23 protein-coding genes are annotated in these 24,894 nt (G+C 57.2%); 13 read left to right on the forward strand and 10 right to left on the reverse strand.

Annotated features, from left to right (window positions below):
- The first annotated feature begins 16 nt into the window (after nucleotides 1–16).
- A complete protein-coding gene (locus tag ACR0MP_RS19355; RefSeq protein ID WP_170408800.1) occupies nucleotides 17–910 on the forward strand; it encodes a ParB/RepB/Spo0J family partition protein in 894 nt (297 codons plus the stop codon).
- On the opposite strand, the gene ACR0MP_RS19360 is transcribed toward ACR0MP_RS19355, so the two are convergent.
- From ACR0MP_RS19360 to rph, 4 genes are read right to left on the reverse strand one after another with little or no spacing between them, the layout of a single operon-like run.
- Nucleotides 900–1,253, reverse strand: a complete 354-nt coding sequence (locus ACR0MP_RS19360) for a YbaN family protein (protein WP_170408799.1) — start codon at nucleotides 1,251–1,253, stop codon at nucleotides 900–902. The genes ACR0MP_RS19355 and ACR0MP_RS19360 overlap by 11 nt on opposite strands.
- Before the next feature lie 3 nt (nucleotides 1,254–1,256).
- Nucleotides 1,257–2,411 carry a radical SAM family heme chaperone HemW gene (gene hemW, locus ACR0MP_RS19365; protein WP_480887616.1) on the reverse strand — a complete coding sequence of 385 codons (1,155 nt, stop codon included), beginning with the start codon at nucleotides 2,409–2,411 and terminating at the stop codon, nucleotides 1,257–1,259.
- The gene (gene rdgB, locus ACR0MP_RS19370; RefSeq protein ID WP_170408797.1) at nucleotides 2,401–3,015 is read right to left on the reverse strand and encodes an RdgB/HAM1 family non-canonical purine NTP pyrophosphatase; all 615 of its coding nucleotides are present in this window, start codon (nucleotides 3,013–3,015) and stop codon (nucleotides 2,401–2,403) included. The genes hemW and rdgB overlap by 11 nt, the downstream gene beginning before the upstream one ends.
- Nucleotides 3,012–3,725, reverse strand: coding sequence for a ribonuclease PH (gene rph, locus ACR0MP_RS19375; RefSeq protein WP_170408796.1), 714 nt, complete (start codon nucleotides 3,723–3,725; stop codon nucleotides 3,012–3,014). The genes rdgB and rph overlap by 4 nt, the downstream gene beginning before the upstream one ends.
- Before the next feature lie 112 nt (nucleotides 3,726–3,837).
- On the opposite strand from rph, the gene hrcA reads away from it, so the two are divergent.
- The gene (gene hrcA, locus ACR0MP_RS19380) at nucleotides 3,838–4,902 is read left to right on the forward strand and encodes a heat-inducible transcriptional repressor HrcA (RefSeq protein ID WP_480887618.1); all 1,065 of its coding nucleotides are present in this window, start codon (nucleotides 3,838–3,840) and stop codon (nucleotides 4,900–4,902) included.
- A gap of 10 nt (nucleotides 4,903–4,912) precedes the next feature.
- Nucleotides 4,913–5,476: a nucleotide exchange factor GrpE gene (locus tag ACR0MP_RS19385; RefSeq protein ID WP_170399405.1), complete on the forward strand. Its 564-nt coding sequence runs from the start codon at nucleotides 4,913–4,915 to the stop codon at nucleotides 5,474–5,476.
- A gap of 31 nt (nucleotides 5,477–5,507) precedes the next feature.
- Here the strand turns inward: ACR0MP_RS19385 and mutS are convergent, their stop codons facing one another.
- Nucleotides 5,508–8,120 (reverse strand): DNA mismatch repair protein MutS, encoded by a 2,613-nt coding sequence (gene mutS, locus ACR0MP_RS19390; RefSeq protein WP_480887669.1) that lies wholly within the window; start codon nucleotides 8,118–8,120, stop codon nucleotides 5,508–5,510.
- A 161-nt stretch (nucleotides 8,121–8,281) separates the two neighbouring features.
- On the opposite strand from mutS, the gene ACR0MP_RS19395 reads away from it, so the two are divergent.
- Together ACR0MP_RS19395 and ACR0MP_RS19400 are read left to right on the forward strand one after the other, a co-directional pair.
- Nucleotides 8,282–10,537, forward strand: coding sequence for an NADP-dependent malic enzyme (locus tag ACR0MP_RS19395; protein ID WP_170408795.1), 2,256 nt, complete (start codon nucleotides 8,282–8,284; stop codon nucleotides 10,535–10,537).
- Between the two features lie 3 nt (nucleotides 10,538–10,540).
- Entirely contained in the window at nucleotides 10,541–11,413 is an 873-nt protein-coding gene (locus ACR0MP_RS19400; RefSeq protein WP_480887620.1) for a ribokinase, read from the forward strand.
- On the opposite strand, the gene msrA is transcribed toward ACR0MP_RS19400, so the two are convergent.
- The 3 genes from msrA to ACR0MP_RS19415 all read right to left on the reverse strand — a co-directional run bounded on the left by msrA (nucleotide 11,410) and on the right by ACR0MP_RS19415 (nucleotide 13,816).
- Nucleotides 11,410–12,081 (reverse strand): peptide-methionine (S)-S-oxide reductase MsrA, encoded by a 672-nt coding sequence (gene msrA / locus ACR0MP_RS19405; RefSeq protein WP_170399396.1) that lies wholly within the window; start codon nucleotides 12,079–12,081, stop codon nucleotides 11,410–11,412. The two genes, ACR0MP_RS19400 and msrA, sit on opposite strands and share 4 nt — an antisense overlap.
- Before the next feature lie 91 nt (nucleotides 12,082–12,172).
- Entirely contained in the window at nucleotides 12,173–12,454 is a 282-nt protein-coding gene (locus ACR0MP_RS19410; RefSeq protein WP_170598637.1) for an SCP2 sterol-binding domain-containing protein, read from the reverse strand.
- 135 nt (nucleotides 12,455–12,589) lie between these two features.
- Nucleotides 12,590–13,816 carry an argininosuccinate synthase gene (locus ACR0MP_RS19415; protein WP_170734068.1) on the reverse strand — a complete coding sequence of 409 codons (1,227 nt, stop codon included), beginning with the start codon at nucleotides 13,814–13,816 and terminating at the stop codon, nucleotides 12,590–12,592.
- A gap of 139 nt (nucleotides 13,817–13,955) precedes the next feature.
- Between ACR0MP_RS19415 and ACR0MP_RS19420 the strand changes: the two genes are divergently transcribed.
- A complete protein-coding gene (locus tag ACR0MP_RS19420; RefSeq protein ID WP_480887622.1) occupies nucleotides 13,956–14,723 on the forward strand; it encodes a hypothetical protein in 768 nt (255 codons plus the stop codon).
- A 57-nt stretch (nucleotides 14,724–14,780) separates the two neighbouring features.
- Complete coding sequence (gene ilvA / locus ACR0MP_RS19425; RefSeq protein WP_480887624.1) at nucleotides 14,781–16,007, forward strand: threonine ammonia-lyase IlvA; 1,227 nt, start codon at nucleotides 14,781–14,783, stop codon at nucleotides 16,005–16,007.
- Here ilvA and ACR0MP_RS19430 read toward each other — a convergent pair.
- The gene (locus tag ACR0MP_RS19430; RefSeq protein WP_223118324.1) at nucleotides 16,004–16,333 is read right to left on the reverse strand and encodes an Hpt domain-containing protein; all 330 of its coding nucleotides are present in this window, start codon (nucleotides 16,331–16,333) and stop codon (nucleotides 16,004–16,006) included. The two genes, ilvA and ACR0MP_RS19430, sit on opposite strands and share 4 nt — an antisense overlap.
- A gap of 142 nt (nucleotides 16,334–16,475) precedes the next feature.
- On the opposite strand from ACR0MP_RS19430, the gene ACR0MP_RS19435 reads away from it, so the two are divergent.
- The gene (locus tag ACR0MP_RS19435; RefSeq protein ID WP_170399510.1) at nucleotides 16,476–17,750 is read left to right on the forward strand and encodes a SpoIIE family protein phosphatase; all 1,275 of its coding nucleotides are present in this window, start codon (nucleotides 16,476–16,478) and stop codon (nucleotides 17,748–17,750) included.
- On the opposite strand, the gene ACR0MP_RS19440 is transcribed toward ACR0MP_RS19435, so the two are convergent.
- Nucleotides 17,747–18,190: an NUDIX hydrolase gene (locus ACR0MP_RS19440; RefSeq protein ID WP_170734069.1), complete on the reverse strand. Its 444-nt coding sequence runs from the start codon at nucleotides 18,188–18,190 to the stop codon at nucleotides 17,747–17,749. The two genes, ACR0MP_RS19435 and ACR0MP_RS19440, sit on opposite strands and share 4 nt — an antisense overlap.
- A 76-nt stretch (nucleotides 18,191–18,266) precedes the next feature.
- Here ACR0MP_RS19440 and hslO point away from each other — a divergent pair, with 76 nt between their 5' ends.
- From hslO to ACR0MP_RS19465, 5 genes are all read left to right on the forward strand, one after another.
- Entirely contained in the window at nucleotides 18,267–19,253 is a 987-nt protein-coding gene (gene hslO, locus ACR0MP_RS19445; protein ID WP_480887627.1) for an Hsp33 family molecular chaperone HslO, read from the forward strand.
- Nucleotides 19,243–19,842: a CoA pyrophosphatase gene (locus ACR0MP_RS19450; RefSeq protein WP_170399354.1), complete on the forward strand. Its 600-nt coding sequence runs from the start codon at nucleotides 19,243–19,245 to the stop codon at nucleotides 19,840–19,842. The genes hslO and ACR0MP_RS19450 overlap by 11 nt, the downstream gene beginning before the upstream one ends.
- On the forward strand, nucleotides 19,839–20,993 hold the full coding sequence (locus tag ACR0MP_RS19455; RefSeq protein WP_170515472.1) for a CCA tRNA nucleotidyltransferase: 1,155 nt from the start codon (nucleotides 19,839–19,841) through the stop codon (nucleotides 20,991–20,993). Before ACR0MP_RS19450 ends, ACR0MP_RS19455 begins: the two co-directional genes overlap by 4 nt.
- Nucleotides 20,994–21,187: 194 nt before the next feature.
- On the forward strand, nucleotides 21,188–23,026 hold the full coding sequence (locus ACR0MP_RS19460) for an ABC transporter ATP-binding protein (protein WP_170408786.1): 1,839 nt from the start codon (nucleotides 21,188–21,190) through the stop codon (nucleotides 23,024–23,026).
- Entirely contained in the window at nucleotides 23,023–24,855 is a 1,833-nt protein-coding gene (locus ACR0MP_RS19465; RefSeq protein ID WP_170408785.1) for an ABC transporter ATP-binding protein, read from the forward strand. The genes ACR0MP_RS19460 and ACR0MP_RS19465 overlap by 4 nt, the downstream gene beginning before the upstream one ends.
- Nucleotides 24,856–24,894 lie beyond the last annotated feature (39 nt).

The following is a 24,894-nucleotide window of genomic DNA, read 5'->3' on the forward strand; positions in this document are numbered from 1 at the left end:
CCGTGAGGAGGGCAACATGAATGCCAGGAAAGGAAAACCCCGAGGATTAGGTCGCGGGCTATCTGCGTTGATGGCTGATGTCGCACCAGAAGCTGACGGTCGGATTGTATCTGAACCCCGCCGTCCGGATCTCACGGTACCGATCGAAAAACTGCAGGCGAACCCAGATCAGCCGCGCCGCCGTTTCGCGCAAGAGCAATTGGATGAGCTTGCGGCCTCGGTCAAGGAAAAGGGTATTATCCAGCCGCTGATTGTCCGCAGCATCGATGGTGGCCAATACGAAATCGTTGCGGGTGAACGGCGCTGGCGTGCTGCGCAGATGGCGCAACTGCATGATATCCCAGTTATTGTTCGCGAATTTGATGACACCGAAGTGCTTGAGGTCGCGATTATCGAGAACATTCAGCGCGCAGATCTGAACGCGGTGGAAGAGGCGGCAGGCTTTAAGCAATTGATGGATCGCTTTGGTCACACGCAAGAAAAGCTGGCCGAAGCGCTTGGTAAAAGCAGAAGCCATATCGCTAATCTGCTGCGTCTTTTGTCACTCCCATTGGATGTACAATCCCTTGTAATAGAAGGAAAATTATCCGCCGGTCATGCAAGGGCATTGATCACGGCAGAAAACCCATCGGAGCTGGCGAAACAGGTGGTTCGTGAGGGCCTTTCGGTGCGTGCGACCGAGGCATTAGTGAAAAAGCAGCAAGGTGGAGCGGATAAGCCGGCTCCGAAATCCAGAAACCTGAATGCTGGGAAGGACGCAGACACCCGAGCGCTTGAAAAGGATTTGTCTGCGATTCTGGCGATGAAGGTGACGATCAACCATAAGGCCGGATCTGAATCCGGGCAGGTTGTGTTGGCTTATGAGAACCTGGATCAGTTGGATGATCTGTGCGCGAAGCTCAGCCGTTAGGTCGGGTCCAGATAAAGAGCATCACAGCGCTGAGCACAATGGCCTGAATGATCAGGACGTGAGAAGGAACCGACAGTAGAACCGATAAACCAAATACGGCGGCAACCGAAAGGGTGGCCGCCTTTTTTGCGCCGGGTCTGATCGCGCCAGAGCTTTGCCAATCGACGATCATAGGGCCAAAGGTTCGATGGCTCAGCAACCAGTTATGCAGCCGTGACGATGAGCGGGCAAAAAAGAACGCGGCCAACAGAAGAAATGGTACCGTCGGCAGCAGCGGCAGAGCGACTCCGATCATGGCAAGCGCAACGCATAGTAACCCCAATCCTGCCCAGAGAAATTGCATCTGTTACTCCAACAGCTCTCGGATTACCGCGTTGAGCACGGCGCGCCCGTTTGAAGTGGCGCGCAATTGATTGCGATCAAGGGTTAGCATGCCCAGATCGATCAGCGAATCAAGTTTGTCATGCGAAAGTTCTTCACCTGCAAGCAGAGTGTATCTGTCTATATTAAGGCCCTCGACCAAACGCAGACACATCATAAGGTATTCTGAGGCTTGTTCACGTTGGCTAAGCTCGAACCGATTGCTTTCGCCGTGCCCATTGGAGGCAGCCGTCAGCCATTTGTTTGGTGAAAGATGAGTTTCCGTCGCGAATTTCCGGCGATCCAGGGTGATCCGACCATGTGCGCCGGGTCCAATACCGATGTAATCACCATAGCGCCAATAGATGAGGTTATGCCGTGATTCCGCTCCGGGCCGGGCGTGGTTTGAAATCTCATAGGCAGGCAGCCCATGCGCTTCGCAGATTTCCTGCGTCGCCAGATACATATCCGCGGCGTTGTCATCCTCGGGCAGACCGCGCAGCTTGCCCAGGGCATAGCGATCACCAAAGGCTGTGCCTTCCTCAATGGTCAGTTGGTATAACGACAGGTGATCAACTGCCATCGATAGGGCTTCGGTCAGCTCAGCACGCCAGGCGTCCAGAGTTTGATGCTGGCGGGCATAGATCAGATCAAAGCTCACACGGTCAAAGCAAGAGCGCGCGATATCGAAGGCAGCGCGAGCCTCGGCAACCGTGTGAATGCGCCCCAGACGACGCAGGTCATCGTCGTTCAAGGCCTGAACACCCATCGAGATGCGGTTCACGCCCGCATCATGATAGGCCGCGAACCGCCCGGCCTCGACCGAGCCTGGATTGGCCTCAAGCGTGATTTCCATATCGTTGGCCGATCGCCAAAGGGCGCGGGTCTTGTCGATGATGGTGGCGACGGTCTCGGGGGCCATCAGTGATGGAGTTCCGCCGCCAAAGAAGATTGTGTTCAAAACCCGGTCAGGAGTTTCGATGGCCAAGCGGCTCAGTTCACTAAGATAACACTCAAGCCATTGTTTTTGATTAATATTCTTGGAAACGTGGCTGTTGAAATCGCAATAGGGGCACTTGGCCTCGCAAAAGGGCCAATGCACATAAAGGCCAAAGCCCCCGTTTCGCCAATCATCCGCCAAAGCAGCCTTTCACGAACATCTCCACCGCGCGCCCGCGATGGCTGATCTTGTTCTTTTCCCAGCGATCCATTTCGGCAAAGGTAATGTCGTGCCCCTCAGGGACAAACATCGGGTCATAGCCGAACCCGTCCTTGCCACGGATCGGCCAAGTCAGGTGACCGGGCACGACGCCCTCGAACACTTCGTCATGCCCGTCGGGCCAGGCCAGAACCAGAGTGCAGCGAAACTGGGCCATACGCGGGTGGGGGGCGTTTTTCGCCTCTAGCTCATTATGGGCGCGAGTCATCGCCATCAGGAAATCGCGGCCACTGCCGGTTTCGGCCCAATCGGCGGTGTAAACACCAGGTGCGCCATCCAATGCATCGATGGTGATCCCGGAATCGTCCGACAAGGCAGGTAGGCCGGTCGCCTTTGCAGCTGCGTGGGCTTTGATCCGGGCGTTACCGACGAAAGTGTCCTCGGTCTCTTTCGGTTCGGGCAGGTTCATTTCGCCCGCGCCGACAACCGTTACGCTAAAGGGCTCAAGCAGATGCGCCATCTCCTCGAGCTTGCCTTTGTTGTGGGTGGCGACCAGCAGTCGATCACCTTCGAACCTGCGAGTCATGCGGTTGCAGCTTTCTGGGCAGCAGCAAGTTCGCTCACGCCTTTCTCGGCAAGGTCCATCAGCTGATCCATCTGTGTACGGCTAAAGACTGATCCTTCGGCGCTCATCTGCACCTCGATCAGCTTGCCCGAGCCGGTCATGATGAAATTGCCGTCAACGCCAGCTTCGCTATCTTCGGGATAGTCCAAATCTAGCACGGGCTGACCGGCATAAATTCCGCATGAAACGGCGGCAACAGGGTCTAATAAAGGGTCAGAGATCACATCGCCTGTTTTCATCAGCTTGTTCACAGCCAGACGCAGCGCCACCCAACCGCCAGTGATCGAGGCACAGCGGGTGCCGCCGTCGGCTTGAATGACATCGCAGTCAATAGTGATCTGCCGTTCTCCCAAGGCAACCCGGTCTACACCGGCGCGCAAGGCGCGGCCGATAAGGCGCTGGATTTCCACGGTGCGTCCGCCTTGCTTGCCGCTGGCAGCCTCGCGCCGCATCCGCGTATTGGTCGCGCGGGGCAGCATGCCATATTCAGCGGTGACCCAGCCCAGGCCCGAGCCCTTTATAAAAGGCGGCACGCGATCCTCAATCGTGGCGGTGCACAGCACATGCGTGTCGCCCATCTTGATCAGGCAAGAGCCTTCGGCATGTTTGGTGAACCCCGTTTCAATTGAAACGGCGCGCATTTCGTTTAGATCACGTCCTGAGGGTCGCATGAGAAATCCTTTATCTGCTGGGTTGGGGATACCGTCCTGCGGCGTTACGATGCAAGCCCGATTGACCTTTCATTTGCCTGCGATTTAATGACGATCCAGCAGAGGGCCGCCGATGAGCGAAGCAAGCAAAATTCTGGACGAGATGAATGACCGGTCGCGCGAGGTGTTCCGGTTGATTGTCGAAAGCTATCTGGAAAGCGGTGAACCCGTGGGCAGCCGGACTCTGACGCGCACATTGTCCGAAAAAGTCAGTGCTGCGACCGTACGCAATGTGATGCAGGATCTTGAATTTCTGGGTTTGCTCGACAGTCCGCATGTCAGCGCTGGTCGAATTCCAACACAGCAGGGGCTGCGCATGTTCGTGGACGGATTGCTGGAAATGGGCGATCTGGGTGCGGATGATCGGCAAAAGCTGGACGAAACACTAGGCCCTAACGCAGGCGATGTGGGTGGTATGCTCGATCGCGTCGGCGCGGCGCTATCACACGTGACACAAGGGGCTTCGCTGGTTCTGACGCCAAAGCATGAGGCCGAGATCAAGCATATCGAGTTCGTCTCGCTTGGGCATGACCGGGCCTTGGTGGTTTTGGTGTTTTCGGACGGGCAGGTGGAAAACCGGCTGTTTACACCTCCGCCTGGCCAAACACCCAGTTCGATGCGCGAGGCAGCCAATTTTCTGAATGCACTGATCGAAGGTCGAACGCTTGGCGAAGTGCGGCGGCAGATGCTGTCACAGATCGACGCGCGGAAACAGGAAATCGATGTTCTGGCGCGTGAGATGGTCGAGAGCGGCATTGCCGCTTGGGACGGGGACGGCGGCGACTCGGCCCGGCTGATCGTGCGCGGGCGGGCGAATCTGTTAAATGAGCCGGGTCAGGCAGAAGAACTTGATCGAATCCGCACCCTGTTTGACGACCTTGAACGCAAACGCGATATCGCCGAATTCCTTGAATTGACCGAAGAAGGCGAAGGTGTGCGCATTTTTATTGGCTCTGAGAACAAACTTTTCTCACTTTCGGGTTCCTCTTTGGTGGTGTCTCCATATATGAACGCTGATCGTAAGATAATCGGTGCGGTTGGGGTCATTGGACCCACACGTCTGAATTACGGGCGAATCGTACCAATCGTGGATTATACGGCGCAACTGGTCGGCAAGCTGATTTCCGACCGGAGCTAGAGGGTAAGAGATGGCAGAGCCCAAGAACGAAGATTTTCTGGACGACATCATGTCCGCCGAGGCGGAAGAGTTTGCCGAAGATTTTGCTGAGATCAGCGATGAGGCGCTTGAGGTCGATCAACTGCGTGCTGAGCGCGATGATTACAAAGACAAGTTCATGCGTGCGCTGGCCGATGCCGAAAATGCGCGCAAGCGTGGCGACAAGGCGCGTCGGGATGCGGAACAGTATGGCGGTTCAAAACTGGCCCGCGACATGCTTCCGGTTTACGACAATATGAAACGCGCGCTTGAGGCCGCAACGGATGAGCAGAAAGAGGTTGCCGCCGGTTTGCTGGAAGGTGTCGAGTTGACCATGCGCGCGCTGAAGGATGTGTTCCAGAAGCATGGGATTGAGGTGATTACGCCTCAGGTCGGGGACAGGTTCGACCCGAATGTGCATGAGGCGATGTTCGAGGCCCCGGTGCCCGGAACCAAGGCCGGCGACATCATTCAGGTGTCGGCAGAAGGCTTCATGCTGCACGACAGGTTGTTGCGACCGGCGCAGGTTGGGGTGTCGTCAACGCCCGCAAGCTGAACAGTTCCTGGGTCAACCGGGTTCGAGGCGGTCAGGATCTGGCCGCCTCTTTCAGTTTGTAGATCAAGTCCAAGGCTTCGCGGGGGCTGAGTTCATCTGGAAGGATGGTTTCCAGCATATCAGCAACGGGCGAGGTTTTTGGCGCAGGGGGAGGCGGCGGCGCGGCTGAAAACAGGGGCAGATCGTCGATCAGTGCTTTCTGCTTACCGCCTTCACGTTCGGTTTTTTCTAATTGATCCAACACGATACGGGCGCGGTCCACGACCGAGGCGGGCAAGCCAGCCAATTGTGCAACCTGGACGCCGTAAGACCGATCGGCAGCGCCTTTATGTACTTCATGCAGAAAGATGACTTCACCCTCCCATTCTTTGACTGCAACGGTCGCGTTTTCTACTCCGTTCAGACTTCCAGCGAGTGCAGTTAATTCGTGGTAGTGGGTGGCGAGCAATGCGCGGCATTGGTTTGCCGCGTGTAGGTGTTCCAGTGTGGCCCAGGCAATGGAAAGGCCGTCGTAGGTCGCGGTGCCTCGGCCGATCTCATCAAGGATTACGAGCGCGCGGTCGTCGGCCTGATTCAGAATAGCTGCGGTTTCGACCATTTCGACCATAAAGGTCGAGCGGCCGCGCGCCAGATCGTCTGACGCTCCGACGCGGCTGAACAATTGACTGACTAATCCGATTTGCGCCTGTTCCGCCGGAACATAGCTGCCCATCTGCGCCAGTAGGGCGATCAGCGCATTCTGACGCAGGAAGGTTGATTTACCGGCCATGTTGGGACCGGTGAGCAACCAAATTGCAGCGCCTGCATCGGCGCTCAGATCGCAGTCGTTGGCGATGAAAGCATCGCCGCTTTGCTGCCTCAGGGCATGCTCGACCACCGGGTGACGGCCTCCTTTGATGTCGAATGCGCGTGACCCGTCGACCTTTGGACAGCACCAGCTTTCGCCGCGAGCCAGATCGGCGAGTGCAGTGGTTAAATCCAGCTCAGCCAGTCCGCGCGCAGCCTGATTTAGCCGTGCGGCAATATCCAGAATAGCCCCAGAAAGCCTTTGATAGAGCCGTTTTTCGATCTCTAACGCAAGATTTCCGGCATTCAGAATCCTTGTTTCGATCTCGGACAGCTCCACCGTGGTGAAGCGCACCTGATTGGCGGTGGTTTGGCGGTGGATATAAGTCTCGCTAAATGGCGGGTTCAACATTTTCTCGGCATGGGTTGCCGTGGTCTCGATGAAGTAGCCAAGCACATTGTTGTGTTTGATCTTCAGTGACGTGATGCTGGTATGCTCGGCGTATTTCTGTTGGAAACCTGCGATGACCGAACGGCCTTCGTCACGCAAGGTGCGCGCTTCGTCCAATTCGGTATCAAACCCGGGGGCGATAAAGCCGCCATCGCGGGCCAGCAAGGGTGGATCGGCAACCAATGCTTCGTCCAGCAAAGCCAACAGATCGTCAAATCCGACAAGGTTCTGGACGGCAGTGGCCAGCAGAACAGGCAGATCCTGTGAGGCACAGGTTTCGGCGATTGTTGCGGCTTGTTCCAATCCATTGCGGATAGCGGCCAGATCACGCGGGCCGCCTCGATCCAGCGAAAGACGAGACAGAGCGCGATCCAGATCGGGTGTTTTGCGTAAAGCTTCGCGCAGATCTGAGGCGATCAGGTTATCTTCGACCGCTAAAGATACTGCGTCCAGTCGGGCGTGGATCACATCCAGATTACGCGAGGGGCTGGACAGTCGCTGTTCCAGAAGTCTTGCGCCACCTGGCGTTACTGTTCGGTCGACCACGGACAGCAGCGACCCGGCGCGCCCACCAGACAGCGACCGGGTCAGTTCCAGATTGCGTCGCGTTGCGGCGTCGATCTGAACCACGCGATCCTCGGATTCCTTTAAGGGCGTTTGCAGCAGGGGCAGTTTGCCCTTTTGCGTGATCTCCAGATAATCGATCAGCGCGCCCATGGCCGAAACCTCGGCGCGCCCGAAGTTCCCAAATGCATCCAGAGCGCCCACGTGAAACAACCCGCAGATGCGTTTCTCGGCTGCAGCGCTGTCAAAACTGGCGCGTCCGACAGGCGTAAGCGATATGCCAAGGTCCATGACGGTTTCATGCAGCTTTTCCTCGGACCCATCGGCTACGATCAGCTCAGATGGGGCCAGCCGAGCGAGTTCAGGGCTCAACCGGATTGACGTCAGCGGCATCACGTGAAACGCACCGGTTGAGATATCGGCCCAGGCCAGCGCAGCTTCGTCCCGAACCTCGGCATAGGCGGCCAGAAAGTTGTGCCGCCGCGCCTCTAGCAGGGCATCTTCGGTCAGTGTGCCGGGCGTCACCAGACGCACAACACCGCGCTTTACCACCGATTTAGAGCCTCTTTTCTTGGCTTCCGCCGGGCTTTCCATCTGCTCGCAGACCGCGACGCGGAATCCTTTGCGGATCAAGGTCAGCAAGTAGCCCTCGGCAGAATGCACCGGCACGCCGCACATCGGGATATCGTCGCCATTGTGTTTGCCGCGCTTGGTCAGCGCGATATCCAACGCCTCAGCCGCGTTCACCGCATCCTCGAAGAACATCTCGTAGAAGTCACCCATGCGATAAAACAGCAGGGCATCTGCATGAGCCTCTTTGATCTCAAGGTACTGCGCCATCATCGGCGTGACTGTGGACAAATTCGGCCCCCTTCTGGCGTGTTCCGGGCGCGACCTTACAAATCCCGCATCTTCAGTAAAAGGTGAAAACTCATTCTCGTTGAGGCGCGGCCCCGCCTGCGTTATGAGGCAAAAGCCCCAAAGTCATGGAAACGACCTGTAAGATGCCCAAAGCGAAGATCACCAAAGAAGAGGCGCTGGCCTTTCACCTAGACCCGACCCCCGGCAAGTGGGAGGTGCAGGCCACCGTACCCATGACCACGCAGCGTGATCTTTCGCTGGCCTATAGCCCTGGCGTTGCGGTTCCCTGTGAAGCCATCGCTGAAGCACCAGAGACGGCGTATGACTATACAAACAAAGGCAATCTGGTTGCCGTGATCTCGAACGGTACCGCCGTTCTAGGCCTTGGAAATCTGGGTGCGCTGGGCTCAAAACCGGTGATGGAAGGCAAATCGGTCCTGTTCAAGCGGTTCGCTGATGTGAACTCGATCGATATCGAGCTGGATACCGAAGACCCGGACGAGTTCTGTCGCGCTGTGCGCCTGATGGGTCCGACCTTTGGCGGTATCAATCTGGAAGATATCAAAGCACCTGAATGTTTCATCATCGAACAACGCCTGAAGGAAGAGATGGATATCCCGGTCTTCCACGATGACCAGCATGGCACGGCAGTGATTTGTGCGGCGGGCCTGCTTAACGCGTTGCATATCTCGGGCAAAAAGATCGAAGATGTAAAAATCGTCCTGAACGGGGCAGGCGCTGCAGGAATTGCCTGTATCGAACTGCTCAAGGCCATGGGTGCACGGCACGAGAATTGCATCGTCTGCGACACCAAAGGCGTGATTTATCAGGGCCGGACCGAGGGCATGAACCAGTGGAAGTCGGCCCATGCCATCACGACTGATCTTCGCACTTTGGAAGAGGCCATGAAGGATGCGGATGTATTTCTGGGCGTTTCGGTCAAAGGGGCGGTGACACAAGACATGGTCGCCAGCATGGCTGACAATCCGGTGATTTTCGCCATGGCGAACCCTGACCCGGAAATCACCCCGGAAGAGGCGCACGAGGTGCGCGTTGATGCGATCGTCGCGACGGGCCGTAGCGATTATCCGAATCAGGTGAATAACGTTCTGGGTTTTCCTTACCTGTTCCGCGGTGCGCTGGATATTCATGCCCGTGCGATCAATGACGAGATGAAAATCGCCTGCGCCCATGCTCTGGCGCGATTGGCACGTGAAGATGTTCCGGATGAGGTTGCCATGGCCTATGGCAAGTCGCTGACTTTTGGGCGCGACTACATCATTCCAACGCCTTTTGATCCGCGCCTGATCCACCGTATCCCGCCTGCGGTTGCCAAGGCTGGTATGGATACCGGCGCGGCGCGACGTCCGATCATCGATATGGACGCTTATGAGCTGAGCCTGAAATCCCGCATGGACCCGACGGCCAGCATCCTGCGCGGCTTGAACGCGCGGGCGCGTCAGGCGCAAAGCCGGATGATCTTTGCCGAGGGTGACGATCCGCGCGTATTGCGCGCGGCCGTTATGTATCAACGCTCGGGCTTTGGTAAGGCTCTGGTTGTGGGCCGGCCAGACGACGTAAAGGAAAAGCTCGAATCCGCAGGCCTTGGGGACGCGGTGCGTGAGATCGAAGTGGTGAACGCCGCCAATACCTCGCATCTGGAGACCTACAAGAATTTTCTGTATCAGCGCCTGCAACGGAAGGGCTTCGATCACAAAGACATTCACCGCCTCGCTGCACGGGATCGGCATGTGTTTTCGTCTTTAATGCTGGCGCATGGTCATGCGGATGGTCTGGTGACAGGGGCCACTCGTAAGTCGGCGCATGTGCTGGACCGCATCAACCATGTGTTCGATGCGGATGCCGCCCATGGTGCGGCGGGGGTTACCGCATTGCTGCACAAAGGACGGATCGTTCTGATTGGCGACACGCTGGTGCATGAATGGCCGGACGAGAATGATCTGGCCAACATCGCAGAACGTGCCGCTGCCGTGGCACGCCATATGGGGCTGGAGCCTCGGGCGGCGTTTGTGAGTTTCTCGACCTTTGGTTATCCGGTCTCCGAGCGCGCGGAAAAAATGCACCGTGCTCCGGCAGTGCTGGACGAGCGCGGCGTCGATTTCGAATACGAAGGCGAGATGACGGTTGATGTGGCCCTGAACGTGGACCAGCAAGAGGCCTATCCATTCCAACGCCTGACAGGTCCGGCCAATATCCTGATTGTTCCAGCACGGCACTCGGCATCGATCTCGACTAAGCTGATGCAGGAGATGGGCGGAGCTACCGTAATCGGACCGATCCTGTCTGGGATCGATAAGCAGATCCAGATCTGTTCGACGGTCTCAACCGCGAATGACATTCTGAACATGGCCATCCTAGCCTCTTGCGATATCGGGTAAATCATGACGATCTGGAACCTCGGCTCTATCAACGCGGATATGGTTTATGCCCTGCCGCATTTGCCTGAAGCGGGTGAAACCCTTGCGGCCAGCGGGTTGCAGAGGTTTCTGGGCGGCAAAGGCGCCAATATGTCGGTGGCGGCAGCCCGGGCAGGTTCCCGGGTATCGCATATCGGTGCTGTGGGTTCAGATGGTCTTTGGGCGCGGGACAGGCTGACCGAATATGGCGTGGACACGCGGCATATTGCCGAGGTGGATGTGCCAACGGGTCACGCGATCATCGCGGTGGACGCGCAGGGTGAAAACCTGATCGTTCTGTATCAAGGCGCCAACCATGCCATCTCGAACGACCAACTTGGGCAGGCGTTGTCCTCGGCGGTATCAGGTGATCTTCTGGTGATGCAGAACGAAACCAATGCGCAGATTGAGGCCGCTAAACTAGGTTGCGAAATGGGGCTGACTGTCTGCTACGCCGCCGCCCCATTTCAGGCAGACGCAGTTCAAGCGGTTCTACCGTATTTGGATTTTCTGATCCTCAACGAAGTCGAGGCCGAGCAATTGCAGGATGCAACGGGTCTCACCCCTTCAGACCTGCCGGTCGAACATGTGATCGTCACCTTTGGCTCAAAAGGTGCGCGCTACTATCAGCAAGATCATCAACCCCAAGCGTTTCAGGCCCATAAGGTCAACGCTGTGGATACCACCGGGGCAGGTGACACATTCACCGGCTATGTGTTGGCTGGAATGGACCGGGGTATGCCGATGGCGCAGGCGATTGCCCAAGCAAACCGTGCCGCGGCCCTGATGGTCACGCGGCACGGCACTGCAGATGTCATTCCTGATCTGAAAGAGGTGCGCGAAGCGCTGTTTGACTAGGACCCTGCAAAGGGCGCTTCGTTGCCCCACAATTGTTTGACCCGCGCATCGCGACCGCAGGCTTCGCGGTAGGCCTTATAGGCGTTCTTTTGGCGCTTGGGGCCAAAGCGGGTCAGTACCAGCTTGCTACCCTTGTAATAATCCTGGTGATACGCCTCGGCTGGATAAAACGTTCCGGCTTGCAGAATCGGCGTGACCACAGTCTGCCCCAGCGCGTTTTGTGCGCTGGTCTTGGCTTGCTGAGCCTGCGCCTTTTCCCCTTTGTTAGAGACGAAAATTGCTGTGCGATAGCTGTCGCCGCGATCGCAGAACTGGCCGCCCGCATCCGTGGGATCGACTGAGCGGAAGAACATGTTCAGCAAGGTTGCACGGGAAACGCGGGCGGGATCGAAGGTGATCTGGACCGCCTCGTAATGCCCTGTTCCGCCTTTCGAGACCTGATCATAGGTGGGACTATCCGTCTTGCCGCCGGTATAGCCCGAGACCGCGCCGATCACGCCGGGCACGGACTCGAAATCGGATTCCACACACCAGAAACAGCCACCGGCGACTGTTAGCGTCTCAGTGCCAGCGGCCGGAGCAGGTAAGGCGCGCAGCATTGCTGCCAACAAGATCAGCACAAACAGAAGTGAAGGTTTCAGGCAATCAAGGTAAGTGATCCGGGTCATGGCAGGTCTCCTTCCGAAACCAAGCTGCCCGCAGATTTTTGCGCTTGCAATGCGCTGACATGATTTGTCACGCGCTGGTGAGACGAGTTTATCAGCCCAGCAGTTGCCCCAGCTTCATCGCAACACCCATGTTGCCCGAGATTTTTAGCTTGCCCAGCGCAACCCCGGTCATTGGGTTCAGCTTACCGGTCAGCAACTTAGAGAGGTTCTCGCGCGAGATGCGGATAGTGCAGTCTGTGTCCCGATCCTGGGTTGAGGCAGTATTCTCCGCCAGAACGATCACGCCCTCGTCGCCACAATCGAACTTAAGCGATCCGTCAAAGTTTTTGCCGTTCAAACCCTTTTGAATTCCGTCGGCGATGTCTTGCAGCATTATTCGTCCTTCCCTGATTGACGTATGCGTAAAGACAATCGCCTGATCCGGGCAAGCCCGACCCGACGGAAACCCGGCAAAGAAAAACCCCGGTGCCTGATCAGACACCGGGGCCAGATCTAAAATTCTAAACGCTTACTTGCTCAGCCGTTTGTCACGCGCGGCCAGAAGCTTCAGGCGCAGTGCGTTCAACTGGATGAAGCCTGCCGCATCTTTCTGGTCATATGCACCAGCGTCTTCCTCAAAGGTCACGTGCGCCTCGGAGTACAGCGAATGATCCGACCAGCGGCCCACGGTTGAGGCAAGACCTTTGTACAGTTTCACGCGAACGGTGCCGGTGACATGCTCTTGCGACTTGTCGATGGCTGCCTGCAGCATCTCCCGCTCGGGCGAGTACCAGAAGCCGTTATAGATCAGCTCGGCATATTGCGGCATCAATTGGTCTTTCAGGTGCATCGCGCCCCGGTCCATGGTGATGGACTCGATCCCACGATGCGCTTCCAGCAGGATGGTGCCGCCGGGGGTTTCGTAAATACCGCGCGATTTCATGCCCACGAACCGGCCTTCAACCAGGTCCAAACGACCGATGCCGTGCTTGCCGCCAAATTCGTTCAGCTTGGTTAGGATGGTCGCGGGGCTCATCGCCTCGCCATTGATGCTGACCGCGTCGCCTTTTTCAAAACCGATCTCGATAAACTCCGGCTCGTTCGGCGCATCCTCGGGGTGGACGGTGCGCTGATAGACATAGTCGGGTGCCATATCGGCGGGGTCTTCCAGAACTTTGCCCTCGGACGAGGTGTGCAGCAGGTTGGCATCGACCGAGAACGGGGCCTCACCACGCTTGTCCTTGGCGATCGGGATCTGGTTCGCCTCGGCAAATTCCAACAGCTTGGTACGGCTGGTCAGGTCCCACTCACGCCACGGCGCGATCACCTTGATTTCGGGATTCAGTGCGTAAGCAGCCAGTTCAAAACGAACCTGATCGTTGCCCTTGCCAGTCGCGCCGTGGGCCACAGCGTCAGCACCGGTCGCTTCGGCGATCTCGACCAGACGTTTCGAGATCAGAGGCCGTGCGATCGAGGTGCCCAGCAGATACAGCCCTTCGTACTGTGCATTGGCGCGGAACATCGGGAAGACAAAGTCGCGAACGAATTCCTCGCGAATATCTTCGATATAGATGTTCTCGGGCTTGATCCCCAGCAGCTCGGCTTTTTTGCGGGCGGGCTCCAGCTCCTCGCCCTGACCCAGATCGGCGGTGAAGGTCACGACCTCACAACCATACTCGGTCTGCAGCCATTTCAGAATGATCGAGGTATCAAGGCCACCGGAATAGGCCAGAACAACTTTCTTGGGCGCGGACATCTGACTTCCCTTTATGCGTAGAACGACTGGCCCCTAACGGGTTTTGGGCGTGGGGGCAAGCTGTGTGGATTGACGCAGCCCGGGAATTGGGGTGAAACGGGCGGATAGAGAACAAGGATTGGTTGAGAGGGCGGTATTTATGCTGGGATTAGAGATTTTCGTGCATTCGGTGAGGATGGTTCTTAGGAACCTGAAGCAGGCGCTACAGATTTCAGTCGTACCGGCGCTCATTGGCGGCTTTTTAGCCATCGGCCTGTTCTTCCTGTTTGGCATCCCTTTCGAAGAATTCAACAGTGAAACCAATGGCTTCCCTGAAGGCGTAACGGCCGCGTCCTTCACCGGATTTCTGCTCTGCCTTATGGCCGTTGTCTTTGGGGTCATGCTGTGGATTGTCGTGTCGTGGCACCGTTTTGTTCTACTTGAGGAATATCCAAGCGGTTTGGTTCCGCCTTTCAGGTTCGACCGTGTGCTCGCCTATTTCGGACGCCTTCTGATGCTCGGCCTAATCGCTCTTATCATCATGATACCGGGAGCGCTGATCATGGGCATGATGGCGCAATCCTCTGTGGCGCTGGGAATTCTGGTTTGGCTGGGTTTGATCATCATTCTCACGATCGGATTCTATCGGGCCTCCCCGATTTTACCCGGCGCAGCGATCGGAAAACCAATAAAGCTGTCTGAAGCGTGGCAAGCAACCTCGGGCGCAAGCGGAGCCATCGCACTTCTGGTCGTCTTATCCATCCTCTTCCAAATATTGCTTCAGCTACTGGCGTCTTTGCTGCTTTTCGTCCCGATCATCGGTGTCTTGATTGTCTTGTTTGCGAGCATGCTGATCGTCCCATTGATCAATGTCAGTATCTTGACGACGATCTATGGTGTGTTCATCGAAAAACGCGAGCTGGCCTAAGCCCGTACACATATGTATTCCTTGCCCTTTCGACGATGATGGGGCAGGGAATCCAACATGACTGATTTCACGACCCGCGCCCGCGCTGCCGAAAAGGCAATGCGCTCAGTGTTTCCGGCAACTCCGTTTCAGCGGAACGCCCATCTGTCCGACCGTTACGGCGCGGATATCTGGCTCAAGCGCGAAGACCTCAGCCCGGTGCGGTCGTATAAAATCCGTGGTGCGTTCAATGCGATGCGCAAGCAGCAGGGGCAGGGCCTTTTCGTTTGCGCCAGCGCTGGCAACCATGCGCAGGGCGTGGCCTATATGTGTAAGCATCTGGGTGTGCGGGGTGTGATCTTCATGCCGGTGACCACGCCGCAGCAGAAGATCCAGAAGACGCGCATTTTCGGCGGCGACAATATCGAGGTTCACCTGATCGGTGACTATTTCGATGACACGCTGGCTGCGGCGCAAAGCTGGTGCGCAGAACAGGGCGGATATTTCCTGTCTCCGTTCGATGATGCGGATGTGATCGAGGGGCAGGCCTCATTGGCGGTTGAGATCGAAGAGCAATTGGGCCGAGTGCCTGATCATGTAATTCTGCCGGTTGGCGGCGGCGGTATGTCTTCGGGGGTGGCGACCTGGTTCGGGGACCGGGCGCATTGCCTGTTCGTGGAACCGGCCGGCGGGGCGTGTTTGCGCGCGGCGCTTGCAGCGGGGCACCCGGTGGCTCTGGATCATGTGGATACCTTTGTCGATGGCGCAGCAGTAGGCCGGATTGGTGAGAAACCGTTTGAATTGCTGAAATCGCGGCATCTGTCGGACGTGCTGACTTTGTCCGAAGACCGCATCTGCACCACCATGATCGAAATGCTGAATGTCGAGGGCATCGTTCTGGAACCTGCCGGTGCATTGGCGGTTGAGGCCGTGGGTGACGTGCAAAGCTTTGTGCGTGGCAAGACGGTGGTCTGTGTGACATCGGGTGGCAACTTCGATTTCGAACGCTTGCCTGAGGTCAAAGAGCGCGCGCAGCGTTATTCCGGGGTCAAGAAATACTTCATCTTACGCCTGCCGCAGCGTCCTGGCGCTTTGAAAGAATTTCTGGGTATTCTGGGGCCCGAAGACGATATCGCACGGTTCGAATACATGAAGAAATCGGCGCGCAATTTTGGTTCGGTGCTAATCGGGATCGAAACCCGCAAGCCCGAGAATTTCATGCGCCTGTTTGCGCATCTGGATGAAGCCGGGTTTACTTATACGGATATCACCGAAGACGAGACGCTGGCACAGTTTGTGATCTAGCGCAGGTTTTCGGCCAGACCGGCCTGAAACAGTTTTTTCGACTCGTCGTAGGCCGCGATAATCGCCAGCAAATCAACGGCGGCGCTTTCACCTGCGGCTGCGCGTCGCTCACCGTCCTGGCACAGTTTCGAGAAACTATCAAAGCCAAGACTCAGCGCGCTGCCCTTCAGGAAATGAAGGTTCTGTTCGATCTCGGAGCGGGTAGTGTCATCGCGTAGCTTAGTGATAACTTCCTGAACCTCGTCCAAAAAGATTTCGACAACCTCGGTGAACTCGTCTGCGCCGACTTCATCACGTAATTGTCTGACTCTGGACCACTGAATCATGCCATCCTCTTGCGGTTGCATATTGTTAGACCGTCACGGGTAAAGATGGGGTTAAATCGCGGCCATTTGGTTTTTCATAGGATGTTAAGCTGAGAGGCATAGCGTTGCGACAACTGGAGAGTTGAGCAAGTACAGGGACTTCATGGTGCCGGATGCCAGTCAAGTAGAGGCCCGGGTCGAGCTGGATTTTGGCGCGATCCGCAAGGTTCTTGTTGTGGACGACAGCCGTCTGCAGCGGCGCATTCTGGTGGCCTCGCTAAAAAAGTGGGGATTCGAGGTTCTTGAAGCCGACAGTGGTGAAGCCGCGATAGAGCTTTGCACCTCGGACCCGCCTGATCTTGTTCTAAGCGACTGGGTCATGCCAGGTATGGGCGGGCTTGAGTTCTGTCGCGCCTTCCGAGAGCTGGACAGTGAGCAATATAGCTATTTCATTCTTCTGACCTCAAAAAGCGAAAAGCAGGAGGTCGCGCGCGGTCTGGATGCTGGGGCAGACGATTTTCTGATCAAGCCGCTTGAGGCTGATGAGCTGCGTGCGCGCATATCGGCCGGGGCGCGTATTCTTGACATGCAACGCGAATTGTCCCGAAAAAACCAGTTGATCGAAACAGCGCTGAACGAACTGAAGCTTGCCCATGATGCGATCGATAAAGATCTGATGCAGGCCCGAAAGATTCAGGACTCGCTGGTGCCCGAATTGAAGGGAACCTTTGGCAACTCACAGGTCAGCCTGCTTCTGAAACCTTGCGGTCATATCGGCGGTGATCTGGTGGGGATGTTCTCGCCCGGTGTCAATCGGCTGGGGTTTTACAGCATCGATGTCTCCGGCCACGGGATCACCTCTGCGATGATGACGGCACGGCTGGGCGGGTATCTGTCCAGCACGCATTTCGATCAGAACATTGCGATGGAGCGTCGTTTCAATAAATTCTACGCCCTTCTGCCACCCGAAGAGGTCGCTTCGCTGCTCAACTCGCGTCTGATCGCCGATGCCGGGATCGAAGAGTATTTCACCATGGTCTATGCCATCATCGATCTGCGCAACGGACATCTGAAAATGGTGCAGGCCGGACACCCGCATCCGCTGTTGTTGCGCCGTGATGGTAAAACCGAGTTTCTGGGCGAAGGCGGGTTGCCCATTGGCCTGCTGCCTGAGGCGCAGTTTCAGCAGACGGAAACCTATATGCAACCGGGCGACAAGCTGCTCTTGCATTCGGACGGGTTCACCGAATGCCAGCTCGCCGACGGCAGTTTGCTGGATGATGACGGGTTAAAGGCGATGGCTGTTGAATGCGCCGCCGATCACGGTGGACCGGAATTCCTGGATGACATGTTCTGGCGTCTTACACAGGTGATGTCACCGGACAGCGGAATTGCGGATGATGTCTCTGCAGTGTTTTTTGAATATAACGGACCTTAAAGCCCATGCAGGTGGCGCTGGGCGAAATGGGCGTCGCCCTCATTGCCCAACAGATGAACGGCATCTGCGGTCTCCATCCAAATGGCCTCGTGTAGGTCTTCGGTCGGAGGGCCTAGGCGTCTGACCGGGTGGGCGCGGTAAATCAGGCAGACCTTCTCGGCCCACAGGTCGTATTCCGGCATGTAGGTATATCGACGAAACGCACCCACTCTCCGGGGCGCGGCGATCAGCCAGCCGGTTTCTTCGTAAACCTCACGGTGAAGCGCTGTAATGGGTGATTCCCCCGGATCGATGCCGCCGCCCGGCAGCTGCAGATCGGGTCCGGGTTCCAGCTGACAGGTCAGCAGCAATCGGTTGCCTTGTGGCAATAGGGCATAAACGCCGGCCCGCCGGGTGTATTTTCGCTCTGCCTCGGGGCTTTCACCGAACCGTCTGATCATGTAAGGCCCCTTTCAACCCAAACTGTTCAACCTATATGGTGGCGGTATGCCAACCTGTGGCGCTTAAGGAAACCCCATGTCTATTGGAACCAAAATCGCGTGGGACGATACCGTCCTGCCCTTTCAACTCGATATACCCGACATGCGAGGCCGCGTGGCCCGGCTGGACGGCGTGTTGGGCGGCATCTTGAAACAGCACGACTACCCCGAGGTGGTCGAGGCGCTGGTGGCCGAGATGGCCCTGCTGACTGCATTGATAGGGCAAACGGTATCGCTGCGCTGGAAGCTGTCTCTGCAGGTGCAATCCAAGGGCGCGGTGCGGATGATCGCAACCGATTATTATGCGCCACAGGTCGAGGGCGAACCCGCGCAGATCCGCGCCTATGCGAGCTTTGACCGCGACCGGCTGACCGATGCAGCCCCTTTCGATCAGGTGGGTGACGGGTACTTCGCCATCATGATCGACCAAGGTGAAGGTACACAGCCTTATCAGGGCATCACCCCACTGGCTGGGGGATCACTGAGCGCGTGTGCTGATGCCTATTTCGCGCAGTCCGAACAGCTGCCGACCCGGTTTTCGTTGAGCTTCGGCAAATCGACCGAACCCGGTGTCGGTGAACACTGGCGCGCTGGCGGGATCATGCTGCAGCACATGCCCAAAGCCTCGCCCTTTGCCGCTTCCGGGGAGGGCAGCGGAGAGATCCTGTCTGCCTCGGATCTGGTGGATGGTGAAGAGGGCGAGAACTGGGATCGCGTCAACATCCTGCTCGATACCGTGGATGATCTGGAGATGATCGGGCCATCCGTTGCGCCAACCGACCTTCTGGTGCGTCTGTTTCACGAGGAACAGCCTCGCGTCTATGATGCACAGCAGGTAAAATTCGGTTGCACTTGTTCCGAAGATCGCGTGCGCCAAAGCCTGTCGATCTATTCGGCGCAGGATATTGCGACAATGACCACGGACGAAGGCACCGTCACAGCAGACTGCCAATTCTGCGGTGCGCACTATGTGCTGGACCCTGCGACCGTCGGGTTCGAGGCCGAAGGCCCGGATGGCGCGTGATCTGATCACAGACCTGACCGAGGCGCTGAGCCGTGATGGGTCCGGGTCCAGTGACTTTGATCTGAACCCGGAAACGGTGCTGCCGGCGGGGCGCAAACTGCGCCCTGCGGGCGTGTTAGTGCCTGTTTCTGTGACCGGAGACGCACCGCGATTGATTCTGACCAAACGCTCTTCGGCGTTGAAACACCATCCGGGCCAGATCGCCTTTCCGGGTGGAAAACAGGATGAGGGCGACATCGACGTTACTGCGACAGCTTTGCGCGAAGCACAGGAAGAAATTGGTCTCCCGCCAGAACTACCCAGTATTCTGGGTCATCTGCCGACTCATGAAACCGTGACATCCTTTTCGGTCACGCCGGTTGTTGCGATCCTTGAAGCCAGTTTTGAACCAGTCGCCGAACCGGGCGAGGTGGATGAGATCTTCTTCGTTCCGCTTGCGCATGTCCTGAACCCAGAGAATTATGTCGTCGAGTCGCGCCGTTGGCGTGGCCAAAGACGGTATTACTATGCTGTGCCCTATGGCCCCTATTATATCTGGGGTGCGACGGCACGGATGCTGCGGGGATTGGCAGCGCGGATGAGTGAATGAAGCGGATCACAGAAGATTGGTTAACCGACCAAGCCACGCAGGATGTATGCACCGCCCTGACCAACGGCGGGGCGCAGGCGCTATTCGTTGGCGGTTGTGTGCGCAATGCTCTGCTGCAGGCGCCGGTTTCTGACATTGATATCGCCACAGACGCTGAGCCGGAACACGTCGTGGAACTGGCGCAGAAAGCTGGGCTGAAGCCGATACCAACAGGGATAGACCATGGCACCGTGACGATTGTCAGCAAAGGTATCCCGCACGAGGTCACGACGTTTCGCCGTGACGTCGAAACGGATGGTCGGCGTGCTGTCGTCGCCTTTTCCGACAAGGTCGAAGAAGACGCCGCGCGTCGTGATTTCACCATGAACGCGCTTTATGCCAAACCTGACGGCACAATCCTTGATCCGCTGAACGGTTTGCCGGATCTACAGGCGCGTCGCGTACGGTTCATCGGGGAGGCCAGTGATCGCATCCAAGAAGACTACCTAAGGTCGCTCAGATATTTCAGGTTTCATGCTTGGTACGGGGATGTGGATGGTGGCTTTGACCCCGCTGCACTGGATGCAATAGCTGCAAATTTGGACGGGTTAGAGACACTTTCGCGCGAACGGGTCGGGGCAGAGATGCTTAAACTGCTCGCTGCGCCTGACCCCGCGCCGTCGGTTGCCGCCATGCGCGTCACTGGCGTTTTGGCGCAGCTCTTACCCGGGGCTGATGACCGGGCACTGCCGATCCTGATTCAGCTGGAACAAGACGCCCATGCAGCGCCCGAAGCGATTCGTCGTTTGGCAGCGATTGCGTCGCCCGAAGTGGCCAAAACCCTGCGTCTCAGCCGCGCGCAACTGCAGCGTCTGGCTCGGATGCGCGACGAAGCGATGGCGACGACCAGTGTCGCAGAATTGGGTTATCGCTATGGGTCGGAAGGCGGATTGCACGAGACACTTTTGCGTCATGCATTTCTTGAACAGCCTTGGTCCGAAGACCTGAACCGAGCTTTGCAAAAAGGGTCCGCGGCCAGTTTCCCGATCAAGGCGGCGGATTTGATCCCCGCCTTCTCGGGCCCCGCGCTGGGCGCAAAACTGGCCGAGCTTGAGGCGCGTTGGATCGCGTCGGATTTCGCGCTTAGCCGCGAAGAATTGCTGGCCGACTGATTTGAAGTCTCAAAAAGGGATGACAAACCCGATTTGATTTGGCAGGGTGCGCCTGACTCATATGGAGGGAGGAATGCGAATGTATTACGGGATCTGGTTCGGCTAAAGCCCGGAACACTTTGACCCGTAGGGGTGGTGTTCTGGCGCCATCTTTCTTCGCATGACCTATTTTCTGCTCAATCGGAGCACTCTCCATGTTTCGCTACTTCGAAAATCTCATTGACCCTTTTGTTGCCTATGAACAGGTAGACAAGCCACCGACGCGGCTGTGGCCTTTCATGCTGGGCTACTCGCAGCCTTTCAAACGCGTTTTCGTATTGGCCGCGCTGATGTCCGTGGTCGTTGCTGCTGTCGAGGTCGGGCTGATCTTTTATATGGGTCGCGTTGTGGACCTGTTGGGCAGTTCTCCTGCTGAATTCTGGCAGGCGCACGGGACTGAATTGATCGTGGTTGCCGCCTTGATCCTGTTTATTCGTCCCATCCTTCAGCTTGTTGACGTCTTGCTGCTCAACAACACAATCCTGCCGAACTTTGGCACTCTGATCCGTTGGCGGGCGCATAAACATGTTCTGCGTCAATCGGTTGGCTGGTTCGAGAATGACTTTGCCGGGCGCATCGCAAACCGGGTCGTGCAGACCCCACCCGCCGCGGGCGAGGTGGTCTTTCAGGTCTTTGACGCGATCTCGTTCTCGATCGCCTACATGATCGGTGCGGCCATTCTGCTGATGGCGGCTGATCCGCGCCTGTTGTTGCCGTTGCTGATCTGGCTGGTGTTTTACGGCGCGCTTGTGCGATGGACCGTTAAGCGGGTCGGCCCGGCATCTCAGGCGGCGTCGGATGCACGCTCGACCGTGACGGGCCGGGTGGTGGACAGCTATACCAACATCCACTCGATCAAGATGTTTGCCCATGACACTCAGGAACAGGACTATGCGCGCGAGGCGATTGCGGAAACCCGCCGCACTTTCCAGATCGAGATGCGGATTTTCACCATTATGGATGCCGCGCTTGTTGCGTTGAACGGTGTGCTGATCGTGGGTGTCGTTGGTTGGGCGATCTTGCTTTGGACGCAAGGTAGCGCAACGGTCGGTGTGGTGGCCGCCGCCACAGCCTTGACGCTGCGGCTGAATGCCATGACCGGTTGGATCATGTGGGCGCTGACCAGCTTCTTTCGCGAATTGGGTATCGTTGCCGAGGGTATGCAGACCATCGCGCAGCCCATCGATCTGTTGGACGAACCTGATGCGAAACCTTTGCGGCTGGGTAATGGCCAGATCGAAATACGCGATCTGTCTCATCACTATGGACGGGAAGCCGGTGGTTTGGATCACGTCAACTTGACTATCCGGCCAGGCGAAAAGATCGGCCTGATCGGTCGGTCAGGTGCGGGAAAATCGACCCTAGTAAAGCTGCTTTTGCGGTTTTACGACGTCGAGAAGGGTGCGGTCCTGATCGATGGTCAGGATATCTCGAAGGTCACGCAGGACAGTTTGCGCAGCCATATTGGCATGGTTCAGCAGGACAGTGCTCTGTTACACCGCTCGGTTCGGGCCAACATCCTCTATGGTCGGCCTGATGCGACCGAAGAACAGATGATTGCCGCTGCGAAACAGGCCGAAGCGCATGAGTTCATCCTCGATCTGCAAGACCCGGAGGGCCGCACTGGCTATGATGCGCATGTGGGCGAGCGGGGCGTGAAACTGTCGGGCGGTCAGCGGCAGCGTGTAACGCTGGCGCGGGTGATCCTGAAAGACGCGCCGATTTTGCTATTGGACGAGGCGACATCTGCCCTAGATTCCGAAGTCGAAGCCTCGATACAGGAAACACTCTACGGCATGATGCAAGGCAAGACCGTGATCGCCATCGCGCACCGGCTCAGCACGATTGCTCAGATGGATCGCATCCTTGTGATGGATGGCGGCCGGATCGTTGAACAAGGTGGTCATTCCGATCTGTTGGCGCAAGGAGGGCTTTACGCTCAGTTCTGGGCGCGGCAATCTGGAGGCTTCCTGAACCCGGAGGCCGCTGAATGAGGATTGCCGACCTCATCCAACCGTTCAAAGACACAGAAACGCCCCCGCCGCAAACGCTGGGGGCGTTCATCCGTTGGAGCTTGTCCGGCGCCTGGCCGATGCTGTTCGTCGCAGCCGCCTTCTCGGCGATCGCGGGTGCGATGGAAGCTGGCACCGCCTGGGTCCTGGGCCGCGTCATTGATCTGACCACCAACAGCAGTCCCGAGGCGTTTCTGACCGGCGGCAATCTCGCGATCATTTTGGGTGCTGTCGCATTCTTCATGCTTCTACGCCCCGCACTGTTCGGACTGTCATCGGTGGCAAACAACTACATCGTCATGCCCAACATCACGCCGTTGGTTTTGGCAAAACTGAACCGCTGGACGCTGGGCCAGTCGGTGACCTATTTCGATGACGATTTCGCCGGACGTATCGCCCAAAAACAGATGCAGACATCGAACGCCATGACGCAAGTGGTGTCCGAAACAATCAGCGCTATTGTCTTCGCTATTGCCTCTCTTGCAGGCTCATTGCTTTTATTAGGGTCTATTCACCCGCTTGTGATGCTGCCATTTGTTGCCTGGCTTGTTGTCTATTTCCTGCTGGTGCGCTGGTATCTTCCACGCATCCGCGTACGCTCTGCCGCGCGGGCGGGGGCGCGGGCGATGGTATCGGGGCAGGTGGTCGATACGATCACCAACATCAAAACCGTCAAGCTGTTTGCCCATTCCGAGTTCGAAGATCATACCGCCCGAAATTCCATGGTCGACCTGCGTGAACGGTCGCTGGAATTCGGCAAGCTATCGGCTAGTTTCCGGTTCATCCTAATGACTCTGGCGGGGGTGCTGCCGGTCCTGTTGATCGGCGCGACACTGTGGTTGTGGCAGGCGGGCATCGCGACGGCCGGAGACATCGTGGCGGCCGGGGCCGTGGCGATACGCATCTCGCAAATGACCGGCTGGGTCAGTTTCACACTGATGGGTCTTTACGCAAATGTCGGTGAGATTGAAAACGGTATGCATACTCTGACCAAGCGCGTTCGCGTCGAGGATGCTCCGAATGCATCGACACTTGTGGTCTCAGAGGGCGAGATTGCCTTTGACAACGTCAGCTTTGCCTATGGCCGCGATATCGGTGGTGTTGCTAATCTTAATTTCACCGCCGCACCGGGTGAAAAGTTGGGCATAGTCGGGGCCTCAGGTGCTGGGAAATCCACTTTGGTTTCACTTTTGCTAAGGCTCTATGACGGGGAACATGGCGTTATTGCCATCGACGGGCAGGATGTCTCTCGCGTGACACAAGACAGCCTGCGGCAACAGATTGGGATGGTCACGCAGGAAACCGCGATGTTCAATCGTTCGGCGCGCGAGAACATCCTCTATGGTCGTCCTGACGCGACTGAAGATGAGCTGATAGAGGCCGCGACCAAAGCCGAGGCGCATGAATTCATACTCGGTCTAGAGGATGCGCAAGGACGCAAGGGCTATGACGCGCATCTGGGCGAACGCGGCGTGAAGCTGAGCGGCGGGCAACGACAGCGGATCGCTCTGGCTCGCGCTATCCTGAAAGACGCACCGATATTGGTTCTGGACGAGGCGACGTCGGCATTGGATTCCGAGGTCGAGGCAGCGATTCAGACGGCACTGCACCGGGTGATGCAGGGCAAGACCGTGCTGGCTATTGCCCACCGCCTGTCCACGCTTAGCGAGATGGATCGGATTATTGTTCTGGACCACGGTCATATCGTTGAAAGCGGCACACATGAGGCTCTGCTGGAGCGTGGCGGGTTGTACGCCCGGTTCTGGCATCGCCAATCGGGCGGCTTCATTCAGGCCGAGGCTGCAGAATAAAGGGTTTTGTTGCGCTCAAACCCCAGTTATCAGGCCTCC

It is taken from the genome of Ruegeria sp. K3 (assembly GCF_056531845.1).

Bases quoted from the DNA above. Each gene is read 5' to 3' on its own strand.
- ACR0MP_RS19355 (WP_170408800.1), top strand. From the start codon at position 17: ATGAATGCCAGGAAAGGAAAACCCCGAGGATTAGGTCGCGGGCTATCT.
- ACR0MP_RS19360 (WP_170408799.1), bottom strand. From the start codon at position 1,253: ATGCAATTTCTCTGGGCAGGATTGGGGTTACTATGCGTTGCGCTTGCC.
- rdgB (WP_170408797.1), bottom strand. From the start codon at position 3,015: ATGACTCGCAGGTTCGAAGGTGATCGACTGCTGGTCGCCACCCACAAC.
- rph (WP_170408796.1), bottom strand. From the start codon at position 3,725: ATGCGACCCTCAGGACGTGATCTAAACGAAATGCGCGCCGTTTCAATT.
- hrcA (WP_480887618.1), top strand. From the start codon at position 3,838: ATGAGCGAAGCAAGCAAAATTCTGGACGAGATGAATGACCGGTCGCGC.
- ACR0MP_RS19385 (WP_170399405.1), top strand. From the start codon at position 4,913: ATGGCAGAGCCCAAGAACGAAGATTTTCTGGACGACATCATGTCCGCC.
- mutS (WP_480887669.1), bottom strand. From the start codon at position 8,120: ATGATGGCGCAGTACCTTGAGATCAAAGAGGCTCATGCAGATGCCCTG.
- ACR0MP_RS19395 (WP_170408795.1), top strand. From the start codon at position 8,282: ATGCCCAAAGCGAAGATCACCAAAGAAGAGGCGCTGGCCTTTCACCTA.
- ACR0MP_RS19400 (WP_480887620.1), top strand. From the start codon at position 10,541: ATGACGATCTGGAACCTCGGCTCTATCAACGCGGATATGGTTTATGCC.
- msrA (WP_170399396.1), bottom strand. From the start codon at position 12,081: ATGACCCGGATCACTTACCTTGATTGCCTGAAACCTTCACTTCTGTTT.
- ACR0MP_RS19410 (WP_170598637.1), bottom strand. From the start codon at position 12,454: ATGCTGCAAGACATCGCCGACGGAATTCAAAAGGGTTTGAACGGCAAA.
- ACR0MP_RS19415 (WP_170734068.1), bottom strand. From the start codon at position 13,816: ATGTCCGCGCCCAAGAAAGTTGTTCTGGCCTATTCCGGTGGCCTTGAT.
- ACR0MP_RS19420 (WP_480887622.1), top strand. From the start codon at position 13,956: ATGCTGGGATTAGAGATTTTCGTGCATTCGGTGAGGATGGTTCTTAGG.
- ilvA (WP_480887624.1), top strand. From the start codon at position 14,781: ATGACTGATTTCACGACCCGCGCCCGCGCTGCCGAAAAGGCAATGCGC.
- ACR0MP_RS19430 (WP_223118324.1), bottom strand. From the start codon at position 16,333: ATGATTCAGTGGTCCAGAGTCAGACAATTACGTGATGAAGTCGGCGCA.
- ACR0MP_RS19435 (WP_170399510.1), top strand. From the start codon at position 16,476: ATGGTGCCGGATGCCAGTCAAGTAGAGGCCCGGGTCGAGCTGGATTTT.
- ACR0MP_RS19440 (WP_170734069.1), bottom strand. From the start codon at position 18,190: ATGATCAGACGGTTCGGTGAAAGCCCCGAGGCAGAGCGAAAATACACC.
- hslO (WP_480887627.1), top strand. From the start codon at position 18,267: ATGTCTATTGGAACCAAAATCGCGTGGGACGATACCGTCCTGCCCTTT.
- ACR0MP_RS19450 (WP_170399354.1), top strand. From the start codon at position 19,243: ATGGCGCGTGATCTGATCACAGACCTGACCGAGGCGCTGAGCCGTGAT.
- ACR0MP_RS19455 (WP_170515472.1), top strand. From the start codon at position 19,839: ATGAAGCGGATCACAGAAGATTGGTTAACCGACCAAGCCACGCAGGAT.
- ACR0MP_RS19460 (WP_170408786.1), top strand. From the start codon at position 21,188: ATGTTTCGCTACTTCGAAAATCTCATTGACCCTTTTGTTGCCTATGAA.
- ACR0MP_RS19465 (WP_170408785.1), top strand. From the start codon at position 23,023: ATGAGGATTGCCGACCTCATCCAACCGTTCAAAGACACAGAAACGCCC.